21 protein-coding genes and 1 riboswitch are annotated in these 17,702 nt (G+C 73.8%); of the genes, 4 read left to right on the top strand and 17 right to left on the bottom strand.

The window, feature by feature from the left end:
* Positions 1-2: 2 nt before the first annotated feature.
* From H4O22_RS09410 to ligD, 12 genes are all read right to left on the bottom strand, one after another.
* Positions 3-479, bottom strand: a complete 477-nt coding sequence (locus H4O22_RS09410) for a PH domain-containing protein (RefSeq protein ID WP_182526724.1) — start codon at positions 477-479, stop codon at positions 3-5.
* A 1-nt stretch (position 480) separates the two neighbouring features.
* Entirely contained in the window at positions 481-1,329 is an 849-nt protein-coding gene (hisG, locus tag H4O22_RS09405; protein WP_182526723.1) for an ATP phosphoribosyltransferase, read from the bottom strand.
* A 9-nt stretch (positions 1,330-1,338) separates the two neighbouring features.
* On the bottom strand, positions 1,339-1,602 hold the full coding sequence (locus H4O22_RS09400) for a phosphoribosyl-ATP diphosphatase (protein ID WP_182526722.1): 264 nt from the start codon (positions 1,600-1,602) through the stop codon (positions 1,339-1,341).
* 45 nt (positions 1,603-1,647) lie between these two features.
* A complete protein-coding gene (gene ribH, locus H4O22_RS09395; protein WP_182526721.1) occupies positions 1,648-2,136 on the bottom strand; it encodes a 6,7-dimethyl-8-ribityllumazine synthase in 489 nt (162 codons plus the stop codon).
* Positions 2,133-3,428 (bottom strand): bifunctional 3,4-dihydroxy-2-butanone-4-phosphate synthase/GTP cyclohydrolase II, encoded by a 1,296-nt coding sequence (locus H4O22_RS09390; protein WP_220451329.1) that lies wholly within the window; start codon positions 3,426-3,428, stop codon positions 2,133-2,135. The genes ribH and H4O22_RS09390 overlap by 4 nt, the downstream gene beginning before the upstream one ends.
* On the bottom strand, positions 3,425-4,117 hold the full coding sequence (gene pnuC / locus H4O22_RS09385; RefSeq protein ID WP_182526720.1) for a nicotinamide riboside transporter PnuC: 693 nt from the start codon (positions 4,115-4,117) through the stop codon (positions 3,425-3,427). Before pnuC ends, H4O22_RS09390 begins: the two co-directional genes overlap by 4 nt.
* A complete protein-coding gene (locus H4O22_RS09380; protein WP_182526719.1) occupies positions 4,117-4,719 on the bottom strand; it encodes a riboflavin synthase in 603 nt (200 codons plus the stop codon). The genes pnuC and H4O22_RS09380 overlap by 1 nt, the downstream gene beginning before the upstream one ends.
* On the bottom strand, positions 4,720-5,763 hold the full coding sequence (ribD, locus tag H4O22_RS09375) for a bifunctional diaminohydroxyphosphoribosylaminopyrimidine deaminase/5-amino-6-(5-phosphoribosylamino)uracil reductase RibD (protein WP_244963175.1): 1,044 nt from the start codon (positions 5,761-5,763) through the stop codon (positions 4,720-4,722).
* 101 nt (positions 5,764-5,864) lie between these two features.
* A riboswitch (FMN riboswitch) is annotated at positions 5,865-5,994 on the bottom strand.
* Between the two features lie 133 nt (positions 5,995-6,127).
* The gene (gene rpe / locus H4O22_RS09370) at positions 6,128-6,793 is read right to left on the bottom strand and encodes a ribulose-phosphate 3-epimerase (protein ID WP_182526718.1); all 666 of its coding nucleotides are present in this window, start codon (positions 6,791-6,793) and stop codon (positions 6,128-6,130) included.
* A gap of 85 nt (positions 6,794-6,878) precedes the next feature.
* Positions 6,879-9,158, bottom strand: coding sequence for a catalase/peroxidase HPI (katG, locus tag H4O22_RS09365; RefSeq protein WP_182526717.1), 2,280 nt, complete (start codon positions 9,156-9,158; stop codon positions 6,879-6,881).
* Positions 9,155-9,610 carry a Fur family transcriptional regulator gene (locus H4O22_RS09360; protein WP_182526716.1) on the bottom strand — a complete coding sequence of 152 codons (456 nt, stop codon included), beginning with the start codon at positions 9,608-9,610 and terminating at the stop codon, positions 9,155-9,157. Before H4O22_RS09360 ends, katG begins: the two co-directional genes overlap by 4 nt.
* Before the next feature lie 67 nt (positions 9,611-9,677).
* Positions 9,678-10,643 (bottom strand): non-homologous end-joining DNA ligase, encoded by a 966-nt coding sequence (ligD, locus tag H4O22_RS09355; protein ID WP_182526715.1) that lies wholly within the window; start codon positions 10,641-10,643, stop codon positions 9,678-9,680.
* A 39-nt stretch (positions 10,644-10,682) separates the two neighbouring features.
* Here ligD and H4O22_RS09350 point away from each other — a divergent pair, with 39 nt between their 5' ends.
* The 3 genes from H4O22_RS09350 to H4O22_RS09340 are packed head-to-tail and all read left to right on the top strand — an operon-like array spanning position 10,683 to position 12,585.
* A complete protein-coding gene (locus tag H4O22_RS09350; RefSeq protein ID WP_244963174.1) occupies positions 10,683-11,399 on the top strand; it encodes an AAA family ATPase in 717 nt (238 codons plus the stop codon).
* A 41-nt stretch (positions 11,400-11,440) separates the two neighbouring features.
* Entirely contained in the window at positions 11,441-11,950 is a 510-nt protein-coding gene (locus tag H4O22_RS09345) for a SigE family RNA polymerase sigma factor (RefSeq protein WP_182526714.1), read from the top strand.
* A complete protein-coding gene (locus H4O22_RS09340; protein WP_182526713.1) occupies positions 11,947-12,585 on the top strand; it encodes a hypothetical protein in 639 nt (212 codons plus the stop codon). Before H4O22_RS09345 ends, H4O22_RS09340 begins: the two co-directional genes overlap by 4 nt.
* Here H4O22_RS09340 and H4O22_RS09335 read toward each other — a convergent pair.
* The 4 genes from H4O22_RS09335 to def are packed head-to-tail and all read right to left on the bottom strand — an operon-like array spanning position 12,582 to position 15,843.
* The gene (locus tag H4O22_RS09335) at positions 12,582-13,964 is read right to left on the bottom strand and encodes an RsmB/NOP family class I SAM-dependent RNA methyltransferase (RefSeq protein WP_182526712.1); all 1,383 of its coding nucleotides are present in this window, start codon (positions 13,962-13,964) and stop codon (positions 12,582-12,584) included. The two genes, H4O22_RS09340 and H4O22_RS09335, sit on opposite strands and share 4 nt — an antisense overlap.
* Positions 13,957-14,379 (bottom strand): MmcQ/YjbR family DNA-binding protein, encoded by a 423-nt coding sequence (locus tag H4O22_RS09330; RefSeq protein ID WP_182526711.1) that lies wholly within the window; start codon positions 14,377-14,379, stop codon positions 13,957-13,959. Before H4O22_RS09330 ends, H4O22_RS09335 begins: the two co-directional genes overlap by 8 nt.
* On the bottom strand, positions 14,369-15,298 hold the full coding sequence (gene fmt / locus H4O22_RS09325) for a methionyl-tRNA formyltransferase (RefSeq protein ID WP_182526710.1): 930 nt from the start codon (positions 15,296-15,298) through the stop codon (positions 14,369-14,371). The genes H4O22_RS09330 and fmt overlap by 11 nt, the downstream gene beginning before the upstream one ends.
* A complete protein-coding gene (def, locus tag H4O22_RS09320; protein WP_182526709.1) occupies positions 15,298-15,843 on the bottom strand; it encodes a peptide deformylase in 546 nt (181 codons plus the stop codon). The genes fmt and def overlap by 1 nt, the downstream gene beginning before the upstream one ends.
* A gap of 67 nt (positions 15,844-15,910) precedes the next feature.
* Here def and ppk2 point away from each other — a divergent pair, with 67 nt between their 5' ends.
* A complete protein-coding gene (ppk2, locus tag H4O22_RS09315) occupies positions 15,911-16,801 on the top strand; it encodes a polyphosphate kinase 2 (protein ID WP_182526708.1) in 891 nt (296 codons plus the stop codon).
* Here the strand turns inward: ppk2 and H4O22_RS09310 are convergent.
* Positions 16,764-17,657 (bottom strand): alpha/beta fold hydrolase, encoded by an 894-nt coding sequence (locus H4O22_RS09310; protein WP_182526707.1) that lies wholly within the window; start codon positions 17,655-17,657, stop codon positions 16,764-16,766. The genes ppk2 and H4O22_RS09310 overlap by 38 nt on opposite strands.
* Positions 17,658-17,702 lie beyond the last annotated feature (45 nt).

Genomic DNA, 17,702 nt, shown 5'->3' with positions numbered 1-17,702 from the left:
CGTCAGGAGTTGGGCGGCTGGTCCACGAGCGCGCGGAGCTCGCGCACCGCGCGCTGGGCGCGGGCGCCGTCGGAGCCCTGGATGCCCATCGCCGAGATCGTCTGGCCGTCGGCGAGGTCGAGGGTCACCCACGGGGCCCCGGGGGGCAGCCGGACGGCGACCACCTGCGGCCACTCGAGCTCACGGCGTCGGTAGCCGTTCACGATCACCAGCCGCTCGCGCTCGGCCACGACCCGGGAGCGCACCAGCGCGTTCATCGCGAACGCCCCCAGCAGCCAGAAGACGACGAGCGTCCCGATCTGGAACCCGGTGAACTTCGCCCGGGTCACGTCGCTCATGGCGAGCCAGGCGGCGAGGAACAGCACGAGCAGCAGGACCCCGGCGACGGCGCCGGCGATCCGCGGCCCGATCGGCCGCCACGTGTGCGGCAGCACGACGGCGTGGTCGGGGGGCTCGGCGGGCCGTGCGGGGTCGCTCACGTCAGAGCCGGCAGGCGTGGATGTCGGTGAGCAGGATGCCGCGGGCGCCGATCTGGTAGAGCTCGTCCATCAGCCGGTGCGCGCCGTCGCGGGGCACCATCGCGCGGACGGCGACCCAGCCCTCGCGGCGCAGCGGGGAGATGGTCGGGCTCTCGATGCCGGGCGTGAGGTCGACGGCGGCGCCGACGTGGGCCTCCTCGATGTCGTAGTCCATCATCACGTAGCCGCGGGCGACGAGCACGCCCTCGAGCCGCCGCTTGAAGACCTCGAACGCCGGCGGCACCGACCCGCGGCGGGTCACCAGGACCGCCTCGGACTCCAGGATCGTCTCGCCGAAGGTCGCCAGGCCGGCCTGCCGCAGCGTGCTTCCGGTCTCGACGACGTCGGCGATCACGTCGGCCACGCCGAGCTGGATGCTGGTCTCGACGGCGCCGTCGAGGCGGACCACGCTCGCCTCGATGCCGCGCGCCTCGAGGAACGCCCGCACCACCCCGACGTACGACGTGGCGATGCGGGTGCCGGCGAGCTGCGCGACGTCGGAGAAGGCGCCGTCCGGACCGGCGAACCGGAACCGGCTGCGGCCGAAGCCCAGGCTCAGCGCCTCGTCGGCCTGGGCGGCGGAGTCGAGCAGCAGGTCACGGCCGGTCACGCCGGCGTCGAGGGTGCCCTCGCCGACGTACAGCGCGATGTCGCGGGGGCGCAGGTAGAAGAACTCGACGCCGTTGTCGGGGTCGCTCAGCGTGAGCTGCTTGGCGTCCTCGCGCTGCCGGTAGCCGGACTCGCGGAGCATCTCGGTGGCGGCCTGGGACAGCGACCCCTTGTTGGGGACCGCGATGCGGAGCAGGGACATGGGGATCTCTCAGAGGTGGGCGTAGACGTCGTCGAGCTCGATGCCGGTCGCGAGCATCAGCACCTGGGCGTGGTAGAGCAGCTGGCTGATCTCCTCGGCGGCGCGGTCGGCGCCCTCGTGCTCGGCGGCCATCCAGGACTCGGCGGCCTCCTCGACCAGCTTCTTGCCGATGGCGTGCACGCCGGCGTCGAGCTCCGCGACGGTGCCGGACCCCTCGGGGCGGGTCAGGGCCTTCTCACGGAGCTCGGCCCAGAGCTCCTCGAACGTCTTCACGGACCGCAACTCTAGGCGGTCGGCCCGGCCCGGCGACGGCCGGTGTCAGGCGTCGCGGCCACGGCGTACCTGCGCCAGGGTCCGGGCGGTCAGCAGCGCCGCGGCCGTGGCCTCGTAGCCCTTGTCCTCCCGCGACCCCTCGAGACCCGCCCGGTCGAGCGCCTGCTGCTCGTCGTCGCAGGTGAGCACGCCGAACCCGACGGCCACGGTGTGGTCGAGGGCGACCCGGGTGAGGCCGTCGGTGGCCGCGGAGCAGACGTACTCGAAGTGCGGCGTGCCGCCGCGGATCACGACGCCGAGCGCCACCACCGCGTCGTACCCCTCGGCCGCGAGGGCGGAGGCGACGACGGGCAGCTCGAAGGTGCCCGGCACCCGGACGACGAGCGGCTCCTCGACGCCGAACGCCTCGAGCGCCCGCTCGGCGCCGGCGAGGAGCCCGTCCATCACCTGGTCGTGCCAGCTCGCGGCGACGACGGCGACCCGGAGGCCGCGGCTGTCGACGGGCTGCTGCTGGGGTGCTCCGGCGCCGCTCATCGGGGGTCTCCGCTCTCTCGGACGATCGCCTGCTGGGTGAGCTCCTCGACCACCGACTCCGGGGAGACCAGCGACGAAAGGCCCGGCAGCACGTGGCCCATCCGGTCGCGCTTGGTCAGCAGGTAGGCCAGGTTGTGGTCGTTGGGGTGCGGGGTGAGCGGGACCCGCTCGGCGACCGGCACCCCGTAGTCCTCGAGGTTGGTGACCTTGTCGGGGTTGTTGGTCATCAGCCGGACGCTGGCGACCCCGAGGTCCTTGAGCACCTGGGTGGCGGTGCCGTAGTGCCGGGCGTCGGCCGGGAGGCCGAGGTCGAGGTTGGCGTCGACGGTGTCGCGCCCGCCGTCCTGCAGCTGGTAGGCCTGCAGCTTGGCGACCAGGCCGATGCCGCGCCCCTCGTGGCCGCGCAGGTAGACCACGACGCCGCGGCCCTCCTCGACGATCCGCTCCAGCGCCTCGTCGAGCTGCGGGCCGCAGTCGCACCGGCGGCTGCCGAAGACGTCCCCGGTGAGGCACTCGGAGTGCACGCGGGTCAGCACCGGCTCGGGGCCGCTGATGTCACCGTGCACCAGCGCGATGTGCTCGGAGCCGTCGACGGTGATCGTGTAGCCGTACGCCGTGAAGTCGCCGAAGCGCGTGGGCAGCCGGGTCTCGGCGACCCGCTCGACGAGGTTCTCGTGGCGGCGGCGGTACTTGACCAGGTCCTCGATGGAGATCATCGCGAGCCCGTGCTCGTCCGCGAACTCCCGCAGCTGGCCGGCGCGCTTCATGGTGCCGTCGTCGTTGACGACCTCGACCAGGACGCCGGCCGGGGTGAGCCCCGCGAGCCGGGCCAGGTCGACGGCGGCCTCGGTGTGGCCGCGCCGGACCAGCACGCCGCCCTCGCGGTAGCGCAGCGGGAAGACGTGACCGGGGCGGGTGATCTCCCACGGCTCGGTGGCCGAGTCGGCGAGCACCCGCACGGTGTGCGCGCGGTCGGCGGCGGAGATGCCGGTGCTGACGCCGTCGCGGGCGTCGACGGAGATCGTGTACGCCGTCCGCATCTTGTCGCGGTTGTGCGGGGTCATCAGGGGGATCTCGAGCCGGTCGAGCATCTCGGCCGGCATCGGCACGCAGATCACGCCGCTGCTGTGCCGGATGGTGAAGGCCATCAGCTCCGGCGTCGCCTTGCTGGCGGCGAAGATGATGTCGCCCTCGTTCTCGCGGTCCTCGTCGTCGACGACGACGACCGCCTTCCCGGCGGCGATGTCGGCGACGGCGCGCTCGACGCTGTCCAGGCGGACGCGGTGGGTCATGCGGGAACTCCTTGCTCGAGGTCGACGGGCCCGACGGGGTCCCGGTCGGTGCGGCGCTCCACGTGCCACCAGGTGAAGAACCCGAGGACGCAGAAGCCGCCGTAGAAGAGGTACATGCCGGCGGTCGGGTAGTAGCCCGCGTCCACCAGGGTCGCGACGCCGACCACGTCGACGGCGACCCACAGCAGCCAGAACTCCACCCAGCCGCGGGCCATGCCGTACGTCGCGAGCAGCGACCCGGCGAGGATCCAGGCCTCGGTGGTGGGGCTCCACGAGCCGACCCGCTGCAGCAGGAGGTACGCCGCGGCGTACCCGACGACCGCGAGGCCGAGGAGCCCCAGCCGCTCCCGGCCGGTGGCCCACCGCGGTGCGATCGCCCCGCCGTCGGCGGCGGCGCCTGCGCGCCGGGACGCCGACCAGAGCCACCAGCCGTACAGGCTCGCGACGATGAAGAACACCTGGCGACCGGCCTGGCCCCACAGCGGCTCGGCGACCGCGCCGCTGAGCTCGCCGCTGACGAAGACGGTGAAGAGCAGCACGTTGCCGGCCAGGCCGATCGGCCAGGCCCACACGAGGCGGCGCATGCCGAGCAGCGCGCTGGCGAGGCCGAAGAGGTTGCCCACGACCTCCCGGGTCGAGAGGTGGCCGCCGGCGACGCTGATGGTGCCGTGCAGGAGCTCGTCGAGCATCAGCGGCCACCGTCCCGGTGGGCGAGCAGCTTCTCGACGTGCTTGGCGATCACGTCGACCTCGAGGTTGACCCGGTCCCCCGGCTGCCGCGACCCGAGCGTCGTCCGGGCGAGGGTCTCGGGGATCAGGCTGACGGTGAAGGACTCCGGGCCGGCCTCGACGACGGTCAGGCTCACGCCGTCGACGGTGATCGAGCCCTTGTCGACCAGGTAGCGGCCGAGGTCGGCCGGCATCGCGACCTCGACGACCTCCCAGTGCTCGCTGGGCGAGCGCCGGACGACGTGGCCGACCCCGTCGACGTGGCCCTGGACGATGTGCCCGCCCAGCCGGGTCTGCGCGGTGACGGCCCGCTCGAGGTTGACCCGGTCCCCCGGCTGCACGCCGCGCAGGCTGGTCTTGTCGAGCGTCTCCTGCATGACGTCGGCGGTCCAGGTGTCGTCGGTGCGCGCGGCGACGGTGAGGCAGCAGCCGTTGACGGCGATCGAGTCGCCGAGCGCGGCGTCCTCGAGCACGGTGGCGGCGCGGACGGTCAGGCGCACGGCGTCGCCCTGGTCCTCGACGGTCTCGACGGCGCCGAGCTCCTCCACGATCCCGGTGAACATTCAGGCTCCTTCTTCCGGCGCCAGGGTGAGGCGCACGTCGGGCTGCTCGCCGTCCAGCGGTGGCAGCACGGTGACGTCGGTGACGCGCGGACGGAACGCATCGGCGACGGTGGTGATTCCGAGGTCGCCCACGGCGGGCAGGCCCGCGCCGAGCAGCGCCGGCGCGACGTACGCGACGATCTCGTCGACGAGCCCCGCCCGCAGGAAGGCGGCGGCGAGCGTGGGGCCGCCCTCGAGGAAGACGTGCCGGCGGTCCCGGGCGAACAGCGCGGCCAGGGCCGCGTGCGGGTCGCGGGTGCGCAGGTGCACCGTCTCGGCGGCGCCGTCGAGGACCCGCCGGTCGGCGGCGAGGTCGCGCTCCCCCATCACCGCGCGCAGCGGCTGCTGCGGGAGGGGTACGTCGTGCTCGTCGCGGACCGTGAGCCGGGGGTCGTCGACCGCGACCGTGCCGGTGCCGACCAGCATGGTGTCGCAGCGGGCGCGCAGCCGGTGGGTGTCGATCCGGGAGGCGCGCGAGCTGACCCAGCGGCTGGTGCCGTCGGCCGCGGCGCTGCGGCCGTCGAGGGTGGTGGCGAACTTCCAGGTCACGAACGGGCGGCCGCGCTCCATCGCGAGGCTCCACTCCCGGTTGACGGCGCGGGCCTCGTCCTCGAGCAGCCCCTGCTCCACGTCGATGCCGGCCGCGGCGAGGGTCTGCGCGCCGCCGGTGGCGACCGGGTTGGGGTCGGCCTGGGCGAACACCACCCGCCGTACGCCCGCCTCGACCAGGGCCTGCGCGCACGGGCCGGTGCGGCCGGTGTGGTTGCAGGGCTCCAGGGTGACGACCGCGGTGGTGCCGCGGGCCGCGGCGCCCGCCCGGGCGAGCGCGTCGGCCTCGGCGTGCGCGGTGCCGGCGCCGCGGTGGTGGCCCTCCGCGACGGTGCTGCCGTCGTCGGCGAGCAGGACGCAGCCGACCCGGGGGTTGGGGCCGAGCGGGACGCCGGCCGTGGCCGCCAGCTCGAGGGCGCGCGTCATCGCGCGCCGCTCCGCCTCGCTGACCGCCATCTCGCCTCCGTCCGGTGTGCTCACGGACTCCGGGGCGACGGCGTGGCGACCCCGGCGCGCTCGTCCATCCGGGTACGGAGGACGGCGGTCGGTGTGCCACCTTGCGTGCGCTTCCCATCCGGACTCTCACCGTCGGTCCAGGAGTTACACCTGATCAACCGGTCACTGGCGGTGACCGGGTCGCGGACTTTCACCGCCGGTTCGGAATTACACCGACCCCAGAGCACGCGAGCTGTTCACAACTCGTCGGCACCGAGTCTGCCACAGCCACCGCGCCCGCCGCCGTGAGGCCTGCCACGTCGTGGACGCCGACTCGGCGTACCGGACCCGGAGGCGCGGCGCGCCATCCCCCACGGCTCGCGGCCTAGCGGGCGGCCGCCGCCTCGGCGCGCGCCCGCAGCTCCGCGACCATCCGGTCCGGGTCGTCGGCGGAGTAGACCGCGGACCCGGCGACGAAGACGTCCGCGCCGGCCGCGGCGCAGCGCTCGATCGTCTCCAGGGAGACGCCGCCGTCGACCTGCAGCCAGGTCTCGACGCCGTGCTTGTCCATCAGCGCGCGGGCCCGGGCGATCTTGGGCAGCACCAGGTCGAGGAACTTCTGGCCGCCGAAGCCGGGCTCGACGGTCATCAGCAGCAGCATGTCGAGCTCGGGGAGCAGATCCTCGTACGGCTCGACGGGGGTCGCGGGCCGCAGCGCCATGCTGGCGCGGGCGCCCTTCGCCCGGATCTCGCGGGCGAGCCGCACCGGTGCCGCGGCGGCCTCGACGTGGAAGGTCACCGAGCCGCAGCCCGCCTCGACGTACGCCGGGGCGTGGCGGTCGGGCTCGGCGATCATCAGGTGGGCGTCCAGGGGGACGTCGGTGCTGCGCGCGAGCGCCTCGACCATCGTGGGCCCGAAGGTCAGGTTCGGGACGAAGTGGTTGTCCATGACGTCGACGTGCACCCAGTCGGCGCTGCCGATCCGGGCCACCTCCGCCCCGAGGGCGGCGAAGTCGGCGTTGAGGATGCTCGGCGTGATCTGGATGCCCACGGGTGAGGATCCTAGGGCCGGTGGAGACGACCGTGCCCGGCCGGTCCCCCGAGGGGACCGACCGGGCACGTGGCGCGGAGCGGGGTCAGACCAGGTCGAACCGGTCGAGCTCCATCACCTTGGTCCAGGCCGCGACGAAGTCGCGCACCATCTTCTGCTGCGCGTCCTGGCCGGCGTACACCTCGGCGAGGGCCCGCAGCTGGGAGTTCGAGCCGAAGATGAGGTCCACGGGGGTCGCGGTCCAGCGCAGGTCGCCGGTGGCGACCTCGTGGATCTCGTAGACGTTCTCGTCGGTCTCCGACGCCTTCCACTGCGAACCCGGCGCGAGCAGGTTGACGAAGAAGTCGTTGCTCAGCACGCCGGGACGCTCGGTCAGGACGCCGTGCGCGGCGCCGTTGACGTTCGCACCGAGCACCCGCAGGCCGCCGACGAGGACGGTCATCTCCGGGGCGGTCAGGTCGAGCATGTAGGCGCGCTCGAGCAGCTGGGTCTCGGGGCGCAGCTTGTCGTTGGCCCGCAGGTAGTTGCGGAACCCGTCGGCCCGCGGCTCGAGCACCTTGAAGGAGTAGGCGTCGGTCTGCTCCTGGGTGGCGTCCGTGCGGCCCGCGCGGAACGGCACGGTCACCTCGACGCCGGCGTCCCGGGCGGCCTTCTCGACCCCGGCCGAGCCGGCCAGGACGATGAGGTCGGCCAGGGAGACCTGGGCACCGCCCGCGGCGTTGAACTCCGACCGGACGGCCTCGAGCTTGTCGAGGACCCGGGCGAGCTGCTCGGGCTGGTTGACCGCCCAGCCGCGCTGCGGCTCGAGCCGGATCCGCGCGCCGTTGGCGCCGCCGCGCTTGTCGGTGGTCCGGAACGTCGCGGCCGAGGCCCACGCGGTGGAGACGAGCTCGGAGACCGAGAGACCGGACTCGAGCACCGCCGCCTTGAGGGTCTCGACGTCGGCGTCGCTGACCAGCGGGCCCTCGACGGCCGGGACCGGGTCCTGCCAGATCTGCTCCTCGGGCACCCAGGGGCCGCGGTAGCGGGCGATCGGGCCCATGTCGCGGTGCAGGAGCTTGTACCAGGCCTTGGCGAAGGCGAGGCGGAACTCGTCGGGGTTCTCCAGGAACCGGCGCGAGATCTTGTCGTACTCCGGGTCGAACCGGAGCGCCAGGTCGGAGGTCAGCATCCGCGGCTCACGGCGGGGGTCGCCCTCGTGGGCGCCCGGGACCATGTCGGCGCCCGCGCCGTGCTTGGGCCGCCACTGGTGCGCCCCGGCCGGGGACTCCATGAGCTCCCAGTCGTAGGCGTAGAGGATGTGGAAGAACTCGTTGTCCCAGCGGGTCGGGTGGTAGGTCCAGGTGACCTCCAGGCCGGAGGTGATCGCGTCACCGCCCTTGCCGGAGCCGAACTCGCTGCGCCAGCCGAGACCCTGCTCCTCGAGGGGGGCGCCCTCGGGCTCCGGGCCCACCAGGCTGGCGTCGCCGGCGCCGTGGGTCTTGCCGAAGGTGTGGCCGCCGGCGATCAGCGCGACGGTCTCCTCGTCGTTCATCGCCATCCGCGCGAAGGTGGTGCGGATGTCCTTGGCGGAGGCGAGCGGGTCGGGGTTGCCGTTCGGGCCCTCGGGGTTGACGTAGATCAGGCCCATCTGCACGGCGCCGAGCGCCTCCTCGAGCTCACGCTCGCCGGTGTAGCGCTCGTCACCGAGCCAGGTGTCCTCGGGGCCCCAGAAGATCTCCTCGGGCTCCCAGACGTCCTCGCGGCCGAACGCGAAGCCGAAGGTCTCGAAGCCCATGTCCTCGAGCGCCACGTTGCCGGCGAGGACGATCAGGTCGGCCCACGAGAGCTTCTGGCCGTACTTCTGCTTGACCGGCCACAGCAGCCGGCGGGCCTTGTCCAGGTTGGCGTTGTCGGGCCAGCTGTTGAGCGGGGCGAACCGCTGGGCGCCGTCGCCGGCGCCGCCGCGGCCGTCGAAGATGCGGTAGGTGCCGGCCGAGTGCCAGCTCATCCGGATGAACAGGCCGCCGTAGTGGCCGAAGTCCGCCGGCCACCAGTCCTGGGAGGAGTGGAGGACCTCGACGATGTCCTGCTTCAGCGCGTCCACGTCGAGGGTCTCGACCTCGGTGCGGTAGTCGAAGTCCGGGTCGAGCGGGTTGCTCTTCGAGGAGTGGGCGTGCAGGACCGAGAGGTCCAGCATGTTGGGCCACCAGTCCTGGAGGCTGTGCGGGCGACCGCCGGTCTTCGGCTGCGGCGAGGGGATCGCCGGGTTCTCGCTCTCGCTGCCGTGCGCCGCCGCGGAGTCGTGCATGACCGGGCATCCGGCCTCGGCCTTGCGGTCCACCCCCTGGGGGCTCGTGGGGGCGTTGTCCTGGGTGTCGCTCATCTGGTTCCTTCCAAGGTGGCGTTCGCAGCCGTGGGTGCGGTGGAGCAGTCGGGGCAGGTGCCCCAATAGACGACCTCGGCCTCGTCGAGCGAGAAGCCGTGGTCGTCGGAAGCGGTCAGGCAGGGAGACTGCCCGACCGCGCAGTCGACGTCCTCGATGGCGCCGCAGGTGCGGCACACGACGTGGTGGTGGTTGTCCCCCACCCGCGCCTCGTACCGGGCGGTGGCGCCGGCGGGCTGGATGCGGCGGACGAGCCCGGCGTCGGTGAGCACGCGCAGCACGTCGTACACCGCCTGGTGGGAGACCGCGCCGAGACCGGCGCGGACCTGACCGATCACCGTGTCGGTGTCGGCGTGCGGGTGGTCGTGCACCGCGCCAAGCACCGCGAGGCGCGGACGCGTCACCCGGAGCGAGGCCTTGCGCAGCAGGTCCTCGAAGTCCGGTGTGGTCATGGGACTGAGTCTGGACCCTTTTCTTGAACGGATCAAGATTGACACGCGTCCCGGGACCGGCTACCGGTTACTCCTCCTCCGGGAGGTCGGGCGTCTCCGCGCCCTCGCGCTCGTCGCGGTCGGCCCACTCCAGCAGCGGGGCGATGTCGAAGGGGTGGGCGTCGATGTCGGCGTGCAGGTCGCCGAGCTCGGCGTACCGCTCCGGGACGGTGAAGATGGTCAGGTCGTGCGGGTCGACGTCGGCGACCTCGTCCCAGCGGATCGGGGTCGAGACCCGGGCGTCGGGGAAGCCGCGGACCGAGTACGCCGCGGCGATGGTGTGGTCGCGCGCGTTCTGGTTGTAGTCGACGAACAGGTGGTGGGGGTCGCGGTCCTTGCGCCACCAGGCGGTCGTCACGTCGTCGGGCGCACGGCGCTCCACCTCGCGGGCGAAGGCGAGCGCGGCCCGCCGTACGTCCTGGAAGCCGTGGTCGGGCGGGATCCGGACGTAGACGTGCAGCCCGGAGCCGCCGCTGGTCTTGGGGTAGCCGACCGCGCCGAGGTCGTCGAGCACCTCGCGGGCGACCTGGGCCACCCGCTGCACCGTCGCGAAGTCGCACAGCGGCCCGGGGTCGAGGTCGATGCGCCACTCGTCGGGCTTCTCGGTGTCCGTGCGCCGGCTGTTCCAGGGGTGGAACTCGACCGTGGACATCTGCACCGCCCAGATCACGCTGGCGAGCTCGGTGACGCAGAGCTCGTCGGCCTCGCGGTCGAAACGCGGGAAGTGCAGCCGGACCGTCTCCACCCAGGGCGGCGCGCCCCGGGGCACCCGCTTCTGGTGCACCTTCTCCCCCGCCAGCCCCTTCGGGAAGCGGTGCAGCATGCAGGGCCGCTCGAGGAGGGCGTTGACGATGCCGGGGCCGACCGCGAGGTAGTACTCGACGAGGTCCAGCTTGGTCGCGCCGCTCTCGGGAAAATAGACCCGGTCGGGGTTGCTCACCCGCACCACCCGGTCGTCGACCTCGATCTCGACCGCCGGCGGCTTGGTGGGCATGACGCCAACCTAGGGGGTCGCGCGGACTACCTTGCGGACGTGGACCTCGACCAGCCCCCGGTGGTGCGGATCTCCGTCGACCCCGGGCAGCGACCCTCGACCCGCGCGTGGCCGATGACCGTGCCGGCCGTGGCCCAGCTGGTCCGCGAGGGGCTGGACCTGCCGAAGGGCGTCACCTTCCTGGTCGGCGAGAACGGGTCGGGCAAGTCGACGATCGTGGAGGCCGTGGCGATGGCGTACGGGCTCTCGCCGGAGGGCGGCTCGACCCAGGGCCACCACTCCACCCGGTCGACCGAGTCGCCGCTCGGGTCGGCGATGACGCTGCGCCGGGGCATCGGCGCCGGTCGCTGGGGCTTCTTCCTGCGCGCCGAGACGATGCACGGCTGGTACACCTTCAGCGAGCAGACCGGCGGCGGCCCGGCGTACCACGAGATGAGCCACGGCGAGTCGTTCCTGGAGGTGCTGCGCACCCGCTTCGACTCCCCCGGGTTCTACTGCCTCGACGAGCCCGAGGCAGCGTTGTCGTTCTCCTCGACGCTGGCGCTGATCGCCGCCCTGGGTCGGGTCGTGGCCGACGGCGGGCAGGTGCTGTGCGCGACCCACTCGCCCGTGCTGGCCGCCATGCCGGGCGCGACGATCCTGGAGGTCGGCGACTGGGGACTGCGTCGTACGACGTGGGACGAGCTGGAGCTGGTCCAGCACTGGCAGGCCTACCTCGACTCCCCCGGGCGCTACCTCCGCCACGTGCTGGACTGAGCCGTGTCACGCCCGGCGGGGTCCGAGGAGTCTGATCTGGTGTGACGAGCAACGAGGGCGACGAGTTCGCGACCTTCGTGCGGGAGACCGCGACCCAGCTGCACCGCGCGGCGCTGCTGCTCACCGGCGACCAGCACCAGGCCGAGGACCTGACCCAGTCGACGTACGCCAAGGTGTTCGCCTCCTGGCGCCGGGTCTCCCGGGCGGACAACCCGCTCGCCTACGCCCGCACCACCCTGCTCAACACGTTCCTGTCGCACCGTCGGCTGCGCCGCAGCAGCGAGCTGCCGACCGACCTGGACCTCGGCCCGGAGCTCACCTCCGACCCGCCCGACCCCGCGACCCGCCTGGACCTCCTGGACGCGCTCGCCACCCTGCCCCCGCTCGACCGGGCTGTCGTGGTGCTGCGCTACTGGGAGGACCGGAGCGTGGCCGACACCGCCGTCGACCTCGGCCTCACCGAGTCCGTGGTCCGCACCCGTGCCCGGCGGGCCCTGCAGCGGCTGCGACCGCTGCTGCTCGCCGACCTCACCGAAGGGAAAGCCCCATGAGCGACCAGGACGCCGACCGCCTCGGCACCGCCCTGCACGACCGGGTCCGCGACGAGCGGCCCGACCTCGACCGCCTCGTCGCCGGCGCCGCCCGCGCCGGCTCCCGCATCCGCCGCCGACGGCGGGCCGGGGCGAGCCTGGCCGCCGTCGTCGGCGTCGCCACGGTGGCTCTCCTGGGCAGCCAGCTCACCGGCGGCTCGTCGGGTACGGCGGGCGGCGGGCCCGGGTTCGCCGGCCAGCCGAGTGCCTCGACCACACCGACCCCGTCGACGGGTCCGCTGTCCCTGAGAGCCGACCTGCAGGTCCGACCCCAGGACCTCACGGCGATGGAGAACGCCGAGGACGGCCGCCCGCAGACTCCCGTCCCCGTCCGGGTCGATGCCCCCGGCTGGCGGTGCGGCCCGCCGGCGGACGAGAAGCTCGCCTGCGAGTCCGGATCGGCCGTCGTGACGGTCACCGTGCGTCCCGCGAGCAACCGCGCGTCGTACCTCGACCCCGCCAAGGCGGACGTGGTGCCGGGCGTGCCCACCTTCGTCAGCGACGTGCACGGCCGGTTCTTCGCGACCGTGGCCCCCGGCCCCGGCGCGACGCAGGCCCAGGTCGACGCCGTGGGCGCGGGTCTCGTCTGGGACTAGCCCCGCCGCAGGAGGGCGAGGAACATCGCGTCGGTGCCGTGGCGGTGCGGCCAGAGCTGGACGGTGCCGGGGATCGGGCCGGCGCAGTCGGGGACCTGCGGCAGCAGCGCGGTCGCGTCCTCGAGACGTACGTCGGGACGATGGTCGAGCACCGCGGTGACGACGCCGGAGGTCTCGGCGAGCACCGGGGAGCAGGTCGCGTAGAGGACGACGCCGCCGGGCCGGACCAGGTCGAGCGCGGAGCCGAGCAGCGCCCGCTGCAGGGCGACCAGGTCGACCAGGTCGTCGGGGCGGCGCCGCCAGCGGGCCTCGGGGCGCCGGCGCAGCGCGCCGAGCCCGGTGCACGGCGCGTCGACCAGCACCCGGTCGAAGGTCGCGGGACGGAACGGCGGCGTGGTGCCGTCGGCGGCGAGCACCGCGACCGTGCCGCCACCGGCGGCGGCGACCGCACGGCGTACCAGCCGGGCGCGGTGGGGCTGGCGCTCGGTGGCGACCAGCGAGGCGCCCCGCTCCGCCGCGATCGCCGCGAGCAGCGCGGCCTTGCCGCCGGGGCCGGCGCAGAGGTCGAGCCAGCGCGCGTCCGACCCCTCGACGGTCGCGACCGCGAGCGCGGCCGCGACCAGCTGGGAGCCCTCGTCCTGGACGCCGGCGCGCCCCTCGGCCACCGCCGGTACGGCGCCCGGGTCGCCGCCGTCGAGCACCACCCCGTACGGGGAGTACGCCGTGGGCGTGCCGGGCAGCTCCTCGCGCGTGGACCAGCCGGGCCGCGCGACCAGGGTGACGCGGGGCGGCTCGTTGTCGGCGGCGAGCAGCGCGTGCAGCTGCTCGGGCCCGACCGCCCGGCGCAGCTCCTCGACGATCCAGGCCGGGTGGCTGAACGCGACCGAGGCGTGCCGGACCGGGTCCGCACCGGGGTCGGGCGCGATCCGCTCGATCCACGCGTCGAGGTCGCGCTCGGACACCGCGCGGAGCACGGCGTTCGCGAAGGAGGCCGCACCCGGGCCGGCCTTGGCCCGCGCGAGGTCGACGGTGGTGCTGATCGCGGCGTGCGGCGGTACCCGCATCGCCAGCAGCTGGTGGGCGCCCAGGCGCAGCGCGTCGAGCACCTTCGCCGCGACCTGCGCCAGCGGCCGGTCGATGCAGGCGGCGAGCACCGCGTCGTACGTGCCCTGGCGGCGCAGCGTCCCGGAGACCAGCTCGGTGGTGAACGCCGCGTCGCGGCCGGAGAGCCCGTGCTCGCGGAGCACGCCGGGCAGCACGAGGTTGGCGTAGGCGTCGTCGACCCGGACCGCCTTGAGCACCTCGAGCGCCGCGACCCGGGCGGGGTCGGTGCGCGCGCGGTCGGCCCGGCGGCCGCCCTGCCGGCGCGGCTCAGCCATCGCCGAGGTGCTCTCGCACGAGTCGCTTCGGCGCTCGGGCGGCCCAGGCGTCGGTGATCACCTCGGCGAGCTCGGCGCGGCCCAGCTCGCCCAGCCGCGACTGCTGCACGAGCACGGCGTTGGTGCGCGCGAAGTGGTCGATGGTGAAGAACGGCAGCCGCGCGTCGTCGACGAGCGCCTGCTTCTCGGCCGGTCCCGGCGTGACGATGACCAGCAGGTCGTCGTACTCCTCGCCGGTCCCGGGGTCGACGGCCGAGGCGTGCGGCTTCCGGAAGAGCACGAACCCCCGCCCGCCGACCAGGTACGTCGGGACGTCGCCCCACGAGGTGCCGAGCTCGACCTCGGGCAGCGCGCGGCAGATCTCGTCGACGTCCCCGGGCGTCGCCGGGCGGTCCGCGGCCGGGTCAGTCGGCACCGAGGACCGTGCCCGTCTCCAGGCGCACGCCGCGCGCCCAGTCGGCTGCCGGCATCTGCTTCTTGCCGAACGCCTTGACCTCCCCGAGCCGCACCGCGTGGGTGCCGGTGCCGACGAGCACGGCGTTCTTGCGGACCTCGAGCGTGCCGGGGGCGAGCTCGACGTCGGGCTCCAGCGCGACCGGACCGACCTTGAGCCGCTCGCCGGCGTGGGTGGACCAGGCCCCGGGGCCGGGCGTGCACGCGCGGATCCGGCGGTCCACCGCCGCCGCGGGCTCGGTCCAGTCGACCCGGGCGTCCTCGACGGTGATCTTCGGCGCCATGCTGATGCCGTCCACCGGCTGGGGGCGCGCGTCGATGGTGCCCTCCTCGAGGTGGTCGAGGGTGGTGACCAGCAGGCCGGCCCCGCCCTCCGCGAGCCGGCCGAGCAGGTCGCCGGCGGTGTCGGTGGGCCGGATCCGCTCGGTCATCACGCCGAACGTCGGGCCGGCGTCCATCTCGCGGACGATGCGGAACGTCGTCGCGCCGGTCACCTCGTCACCGGCCCAGATCGCGTGCTGCACCGGCGCGGCCCCGCGCCAGGCGGGCAGGCAGGAGAAGTGCAGGTTGACCCAGCCCAGCGGCGGGATGTCCAGCGCCGACTGCGGCAGCAGCGCGCCGTACGCCACCACCGGGCAGCAGTCGGGCGCCAGCGCCCGCAGCTCGTCCTGGAACGCCGGGTCGCGCGGGTGCTCCGGCTTCAGCACGGGTACGCCGAGCTCCGCGGCCCGCTGCGCCACGGGGCTGGCGAGGAGCTTGCGTCCCCGTCCCGCGGGCGCGTCGGGGCGCGTGACCACGCCGACCAGCTCGTGCCGCGAGGCCGCGATCGCGTCCAGCGCGGGGACCGCGACCTCCGGGGTGCCGGCGAAGACCAGCCGCATCAGAGACCCAGCCCTCGGGTCGGGTGCGGGCTGACCTTGACGGTCGGTCTCTCGAGGCCGAACCACTCCGACTCCCGGATCGCCTTCATCGCGGCCTTGCGGGTGTCGCCGTCGAGGCGGTCGAGGAACAGCACGCCGTCGAGGTGGTCGGTCTCGTGCTGCAGCGCCCGGGCGAGGTACTCGGTGCCCTCGATGGTCACCGGCTCGCCGTGCATGTCGAACCCGCGGGCCACGGCCCGCAGGGCGCGCCGGCAGTCGAAGGTCAGGTCCGGGATGGACAGGCAGCCCTCCGGCCCGTCCTGGGTCTCCTCGGACAGGTCGAGGACCGGGTTCACCAAGTGGCCGACCTCGCCGTCGACGTTCCAGGTGAAGACCCGCACGCCGACCCCGATCTGCGGTGCCGCGAGACCCGCTCCGGGCGCGGCGAGCATCGTGTCGGTGAGGTCGGAGACCAGCCGGCGCAGCTCCTTGTCGAAGTCGACGACCTCGATGGCGGGCCTGCGCAGGACCGGGTCACCGAAGAGGCGGATGGGCTGGACGGCCACGGGGCTCCTGTCGGGTCGGGGGAACACCCAGCCTAGTGAGGGGGGCGGCGGTGGTTACCGGAGCCTCATGCTGCGCGACGTCCGGGACTACATCGACAAGCTCCACATCAACGGTCACACCATCGGAGAGGACGTCGACGACGACCCCGTCCTGCTCGATCCGCAGGGCCGGGCGGTCGACACCTGGCGGGAGGGCTACCCCTACGAGGAGCGGATGGGGCAGCAGGAGTACGAGGAGACCAAGTACCGGCTGCAGGTCGAGCTGCTGAAGTTCCAGCGCTGGGCCGCCGACTCCGACACCAAGCACGTGCTGCTCTTCGAGGGCCGCGACGCCGCCGGCAAGGGTGGCACGATCCAGCGGTTCATGGAGCACCTCAACCCCCGGTACGCGCGGACGGTGGCGCTGTCGAAGCCGAACAACCGCGAGCAGGGCCAGTGGTACTTCCAGCGCTACGTCCGGCACCTGCCGTCCGGCGGCGAGATGGTGCTCTTCGACCGGTCCTGGTACAACCGCGCCGGCGTCGAGCGGGTGATGGACTTCGTCTCCCCGTCGGACTACGAGCAGTTCATGTCCCAGGTCCCGCAGTTCGAGCGGATGCTCGTCGACAGCGGCATCTCGCTCACCAAGTTCTGGTTCTCGGTCACCCGCTCGGAGCAGCGCACCCGGTTCATCATCCGGCAGGTCGACCCGGTGCGGCAGTGGAAGCTCTCCCCCATCGACCTGGAGTCCCTGGACAAGTGGGACGACTACACCGAGGCCAAGGAGGCGATGATCCGGCGCACCGACACCGACTGGGCACCGTGGACGACGGTGCGCAGCAACGACAAGAAGCGCGCCCGGGTCAACGCCATGCGGCACTTCCTCTCCCGCTTCGACTACGAGGACAAGGACCCCGACGCCGTCGGCGTGCCGGACCCGCTCATCGTGGAGCGCGGGATCGACGCGGTCGACGACTGACCGCACGCGGCGAGGTGTGCTGCAGGACCGCCGGCACGACGACGTCCCAGGTCGAGGGTGGCGGGGGCTCGTGACCGACCCCGGCCAGGGCCAGCAGGGAGCCGTGCCGGACCGCCCGCGCGAGCGCCCGCCCGTGACCGAGGGGGAACAGCGGGTCAGCGGTGCCGTGGACGACGAGCGTCGGGGCGGCGAGGTCGAGCAGGGTGCCGTGCGGGTCCGGCCCGGGCTCGAGCAGCGCATGGTTGCCCATCGACGCGAGGTCGGCGGACCGCGCGACCACCCGGCGGGCCACGGCCCGCACCCGTCCCTCCTCGAAGCCGGCGCGCATGAAGGCGCGCTGCTCGGCCACCAGCCGGTCCACGACCGCGGGACCGTCCGCCCAGTCCGGGGCGGGCCGCCGCCCGAGGGCGCGGAGGGACTCCGCCATCTCGGGCGTCATCGGCGGCAGGCCGGAGGGCGCGCCCTCCAGGGCCGGCGTCGTGGAGACCAGGGTCAGCGTGGTCACGAGCCCGGGGTGCTCGACCGCGATGCCCTGCGCGACCGCGCCGCCCATCGACATGCCGACCAGGTGGGCGGAGGCGACGCCGAGCGCGTCGAGCAGCGCCACGGCGTCGGCGCGCAGGTCGGCCCCGGTGTAGCCCGGCTCCCCCGGCGGGTACGTCGTCGAGCGACCGGTGTCGCGGAAGTCGTAGCGCACCACGTGCCGCTGCCCGGAGGCGAGCCGCTCGCAGAGGCCGTCCTCCCACCAGTCCATGGAGCACGACATCCCCGCGATCAGCAGGATCGCCGCGTCCGTGGGATCGCCGAAGGTCTCCACGCACAGGTCGACGCCGTTGACCCGCAGCAGGCGTTCCATGTCGGGACAGACCGGCCGCGCGGACCGGACTCATCGCGCCGGTGC

It is taken from the genome of Nocardioides dongkuii (genome assembly GCF_014127485.1).
Taxonomy (GTDB): domain Bacteria; phylum Actinomycetota; class Actinomycetes; order Propionibacteriales; family Nocardioidaceae; genus Nocardioides; species Nocardioides dongkuii.
Note: the sequence above shows the minus strand (reverse complement) of the source record. Positions and strands in the feature narration are given on the sequence as shown.